General features: G+C 65.7%; 4 protein-coding genes. All 4 read left to right on the forward strand.

All coding sequences use genetic code 11. The features are described from left to right. Positions 1 to 195: 195 nt before the first annotated feature. Complete coding sequence (gene mreD, locus RT028_RS19050) at positions 196 to 684, forward strand: rod shape-determining protein MreD (protein WP_312936850.1); 489 nt, start codon at positions 196 to 198, stop codon at positions 682 to 684. A gap of 34 nt (positions 685 to 718) precedes the next feature. Beyond that, positions 719 to 1,294, forward strand: a complete 576-nt coding sequence (locus RT028_RS19055) for a Maf family protein (RefSeq protein ID WP_312936852.1) — start codon at positions 719 to 721, stop codon at positions 1,292 to 1,294. Positions 1,295 to 1,374: 80 nt separating this feature from the next. Then, positions 1,375 to 2,832: a ribonuclease G gene (gene rng / locus RT028_RS19060; protein WP_312936854.1), complete on the forward strand. Its 1,458-nt coding sequence runs from the start codon at positions 1,375 to 1,377 to the stop codon at positions 2,830 to 2,832. Positions 2,833 to 2,905: 73 nt separating this feature from the next. After that, positions 2,906 to 5,542: YhdP family protein (locus tag RT028_RS19065; RefSeq protein ID WP_312936856.1), on the forward strand; the 2,637-nt coding region annotated here is incomplete at its 3' end.

Genomic DNA, 5,542 nt, shown 5'->3' on the forward strand with positions numbered 1-5,542 from the left:
GGCTACACCCGCCACGGGCCAGGGTGGCACCACGCCGGCTGCTCCCGCCGGCCAGTCGACGCCCGCGCAGAATCAAAACCCCGCGGCTCAGCCCGGTACGCCTCAGACCGCCGCGCCGCCTTCTGGCACGCCTGCCTCTGGCAGCGCCGCCCCCGCACAACCGCCGGCGTCGGCGGCACAACCTCGGAGGCAGTGATGGTGCGTCTGCGTAGCAATCATGGCTGGGTGATCTGGCTGACCTTCGCCCTTGGCCTGCTGCTCAGCGTCTCGCCGATGCCGCAGTTTCTCGAAGTGTTCCGGCCCATGTGGCTGGCGATGCTGGTGTCGTTCTGGGCACTGGCCCTGCCGCACCGCGTCGGCATGACCACCGCGTTTGTCCTGGGCCTTGCCGAAGACGTGCTGTACGGCACCTTGCTCGGGCAAAACGCGCTCGTGCTCACCCTGATCACCTTCCTGGTGCTGACCTTGCAGCAGCGCATGCGCAATTTCCCCATGTGGCAGCAAAGCCTGGTGGTCCTGGTGATCTTCGGCATCGCGCAGTTGGTGCAGCTGTGGCTCAGTGCCCTCACCGGTAACCGCCTGCCGACCCTGGCGCTGGTGTGGTCAGCCTTCATCAGTGCCGTGCTGTGGCCGTGGCTGAGCTTCGCATTGCGCGACCTGCGCCGCAGACTGCGCATCAACTAGCGGTTTCTCAACACTGTCACGGAGACAACCCCCAATGCCCCCGTTCTACCTGGCCTCAGGCTCCCCGCGACGCCGTGAACTGCTGGCCCAGGTGGGCGTGCCGTTTTCCGTGCTCAGCGCTCCGGTCGATGAAACCCTGCTGCCGGGCGAAAGCGCCCAGTGCTACGTCGAACGCCTGGCCCAGGCCAAGGCCAGGGCCGGCTTCGCCTCGTTGCAGGCCCCGGGCGTCGTGCTCGGCGCCGACACGGTGGTGGTGCTCGACGGGCAGGTGCTGGGCAAACCCGACGATGCCGACCACGCCCAGCGCATGCTGCTCAGCCTCAGCGAGCGCAGCCATCAGGTGCTCACCGCCGTGGCCCTCACCGATGGCATCACCACCCGCAGCCTGTGCGTCAGCACGGACGTCGCTCTGCGTGGAATTTCCAGCGCCGAGGCACGACGCTACTGGGCCACCGGCGAGCCGGCCGACAAAGCCGGCGGCTACGCCATCCAGGGCCTGGGCGCGGTGTTCGTCAGGCAGATCAGCGGCAGCTATTCCGCGGTAGTGGGGTTACCCTTGTTCGAGACCGCCGAGTTGCTCGGCACCTTTGGCATCGACTGCTGGCACTAGGCATCGGCGTCGATTGCAGAAGGTCGCCACAGGCTGCAGGGCGACCCATCATTACCTGATACGTCTGACGAGAAACTGCCATGAGTGAAGAGATTCTGATCAACATCACGCCGATGGAATCACGCGTGGCAGTGGTCGAAAACGGGGTGCTGCAAGAGGTGCATGTCGAGCGCACCCAGCGCCGCGGTATCGTGGGCAACATCTACAAGGGCAAGGTGGTGCGCGTGCTGCCCGGCATGCAGGCAGCGTTCGTCGACATCGGCCTGGAGCGTGCAGCGTTCATCCATGCCTCGGAGATCTCGCTGCGCGAAGGCGCGGCCGTGGAAACCATCAGCGCCCTGGTGCACGAAGGCCAGGGCCTGGTGGTGCAGGTCACCAAGGATCCGATCGGCACCAAGGGCGCGCGGCTCACCACCCAGTTGTCGATCCCGTCGCGCTACCTGGTGTACATGCCGCGCAGCAGTCATGTCGGCATCTCGTTGAAGATCGAAGACGAAGCCGAGCGCGAGCGCCTCAAGCAGGTGGTCAACGGCTGCATGGCCCAGGAAGAGATGAAGGATGCCGGGGGCTTCATTCTGCGCACGGCGGCCGAAGGCGCACGTGCCGACGACATCCTGCAGGACATCCGCTACCTGCGTCGGCTCTGGGAACAGATCAGCAGCCAGATGAAAACCTGTGGCGCGCCGACGGTCATCTATGAAGACCTGGGGCTGGCCCTGCGCACCCTGCGTGACCTGGTCAATGCCAAGATCGAGAAGGTGCGCATCGATTCGCGGGAAACCTTCCAGAAAACCACTCAGTTCGTGGGCGAACTCATGCCCGAACTGGCCAGCCGCCTGGAGCATTACCCCGGTGAACGGCCGATCTTCGATCTGTACGGTGTCGAAGATGAAATCCAGCGCGCGCTCGAGCGCAAGGTGCCGCTCAAGTCAGGCGGTTACCTGATCGTCGATCCGGCCGAGGCGATGACCACCATCGACGTCAACACCGGGGCTTTCGTCGGTCACCGCAACCTGGAAGAAACCATCTTCAAGACCAACCTCGAGGCGGCCACCGCCATCGCTCGCCAGCTGCGCCTGCGCAACCTGGGGGGCATCATCATCATCGACTTCATCGACATGGAAGACGAAGAGCACCAGCGCCAGGTGCTGCGTACCCTGGAGAAGCAGCTCGAACGCGATCACGCCAAGACCAACATCATCGGCATCACCGAGCTGGGCCTGGTGCAGATGACCCGCAAGCGCACCCGCGAAAGCCTCGAACAGGTGCTCTGCGAGCCGTGCAACGCCTGCCAGGGGCGTGGGCGCATGAAGACGCCAGAAACCATCTGCTACGAAATCTTCCGGGAAATCCTGCGGGTCGCGCGTGCCTATCAGGCCGAAGGCTACCGGGTGCTGGCCAACCAGAAAGTGGTTGACCGCCTGCTGGACGAAGAATCGGGCAACGTTGCCGAGCTCGAGGCGTTCATCGGTCGAACCATCCGCTTCCAGGTCGAGTCCATGTATTCGCAGGAGCAGTACGACGTGGTGCTGCTCTGAGCGGGGTTGATGCCGCACGCCCACTGACCGGCGCGCTGCCCACGGCCATTATCGAACGTTCATCTGGAGGGCCATGGCCATGGGGCGTATGACACGCGTTCCCGGCGCCTTGACCCGTTGGGGCCTGGGCATCTGTGCGCTGCTGGCGGTGCTGGTCGCGTTGTATGCCAGCCTCGGCCGGTTGCTGGTGCCGCTGGTCGCCGAGTACCGCAGCGACATCGAAGCCAAGGTCACCGAGGCGGCCGGTGTGCCGGTTCACCTTGGCGCGCTGCAAGGGCAGTGGGCACGGCTGTCACCGATCATCACCCTGCGCGACGTGCAGGTGGGCGAAGGCAAGGCAGCGTTGCGTCTGGACGCCATCAAGGTGGTGCCCGACCTGTGGGCCAGCCTCAAGGCGCGCGAAGTTCGCCTGGCCAACCTGCAGGTCAGTGGCGTGCAGATGATCGTTCGCGAAGACCAGAACGGCCAGTGGACGCTGCAGGACGTGCCCAAGCGCGATGATGCGCCGCTCGATCCCGAACAGCTGCTCAAGCAACTGCGCCAGCTTGGGCGGGTCGACCTGTTCGACAGCCAGGTGACGCTGCACCCTTGGCAACGCGAACCGTTGACCCTGACCTACGTCGAGCTGGGCCTCAAGGCCGGTAGCCGGCGCCAGTCGCTGGAGCTGCAGGCCACCTTGCCTGACGGGCAACGCCTGTCGGCCGTCCTGTACAGCCAGGCACAGGCCGAGCAATGGCGGCAGGGCACGGTGCAAGGCTACCTGCACCTGCCACAGGCCAATTGGGCGGCCTGGTTGCCGCCGCGGCTGCTGGCGGACTGGAAGGCCGAGACGCTGACCGCAGGCGGCGAAGTGTGGCTGCAGTGGGGCGAGGAGAAACTCCAGGACGCGGTGGTCCGTCTCGATGCGCCGCACCTGCGTGGCGCTTACCAGGGGCGCAAGCCGATCAGCCTGAAAGACGTCACTGTTGCCGCCTGGCTGCAGCGCAATGCCCAGGGCCTGCAAGTGCAGGTCGACTCACTGGCGGCGCAGATCGGCGACACCGCCTGGGAATCGCGTCTCAAGCTGCAGCAACGCCAGGACGACACCGCGCAGCAGGAAACCTGGCAGGTGCAGGCCGACCGTGTTGACCTGACCCCGCTGAGCGCTGTCATCGATGCCCTCGCGCCCCTGCCCGAACAAGCCATGAAGGCGGTTGACGCCCTCAAGGTCACCGGCGCGCTACACAACCTGCGCCTGGATCTGCGCCCGCACGCCGAGGGCGATCAGCGCCTGCAGTTCGCGGCCAACCTGGACAAGGTCGGCTTCGACGCCTATCACGGCGCGCCGGCGGCCGGCAACGTCAGCGGCAGCATCAGCGGTGACCTCGGCCACGGCGAACTGCGCCTGGACAGTGAGGCGTTCATGCTTCACCTGTACCCGATCTTCGACAAGCCCTGGCACTACCAGCAGGCCAACGCGCGCCTGACCTGGGCCCTGAACAAGCAGAGCTTCACCCTTGTCGCGCCGTACCTGAAGGTCAAAGGCGAGGAGGGCAACATCGCCGGCGATTTCCTGATTCGTCTGTTCCTGGAGCCGGGTCACGAAGACTACATGGACCTGCGCGTGGGGCTGACCGACGGCGACGGTCGCTATACCGCCAAGTACCTGCCTGCCGTGCTCAGCGACGAGGTGGAGCAGTGGCTGCGCAGCGCCATCGTCAAGGGTGATGTTGACGAAGGTTACTTCCAGTACCAGGGCTCGCTGCAGCACAATGCGCCGGCCCATGCGCGTACCCTCAGCCTGTTCTTCGACGTGCGTAACGCGGTCCTGGATTTCCAGCCTGGCTGGCCTGCGCTCAAAGAGGTCGACGGCAAGGTCTATATCGACGATGCCGGCGTGCGTGTCATGGCCGAGCGCGGGCGTATGCTCGACACCCAACTGAGCCAGGTCAAGGTCGATATCCCGCATGCCGCGCCAGGCCAGCCCAGCCACCTGCTGGTCGAGGGCAAGGTCGATGGCAAGCTGGCCGATGGCGTGAAAATCCTCAAGGAAGCGCCCATCGGCACGCAAAGCGTGTTCGCCGGATGGGAAGGTCAGGGGCCGCTGACCGGCAAGGTCACCCTCGACATCCCGCTGGCCAAGGGGCAGACGCCCAAGGTGCTGGTCGACTTCGCCACCCACGACGCCAGCTTGAAGATCGCCTCGCCCCAGTTGCCGCTCAGTCAGCTCAAGGGTGACTTCACCTTCGACCTCGCCAAGGGCCTCAGCGGGCGTGACATCAGCTTCCGGGCCTTCGATCGGCCGGTCACCGCGCAGATCTCGGCCCTTGGCCAGGGCGGCCGGCTGCAGACGCGCATCGATGCCAGCGGCCAGGTGGCGCTGAACACGCTGACCCACTGGTTGCAGTTCGACCAGGCCTTGCCGTTGGCCGGTGAACTGCCCTACCAGTTGCAGGTGAACCTGGGCAGCCAAGGCAATGACCTGATCGTCGATTCCTCGCTCAAAGGCCTGCAGATCGATCTGCCGGTGCCGTTCGGCAAGGCCGCGTCCACCGTGCGCAACAGCCGCTTCAGCATGTCGTTGGACGGCGCCGAGCGACGCATGGACGCCAGCTACGCCGACCTCGCACAACTGGCCTACGTGGCGCCGGCCGAGCGCTTGACCGAAGGGCGCGGCGAACTGTTGCTGGGCAGCGGCCAGGCCACGCCGCCGGCGCGTCAGGGCCTGCGC

This window comes from Pseudomonas sp. (assembly GCF_032058845.1).
Lineage (GTDB): Bacteria > Pseudomonadota > Gammaproteobacteria > Pseudomonadales > Pseudomonadaceae > Aquipseudomonas.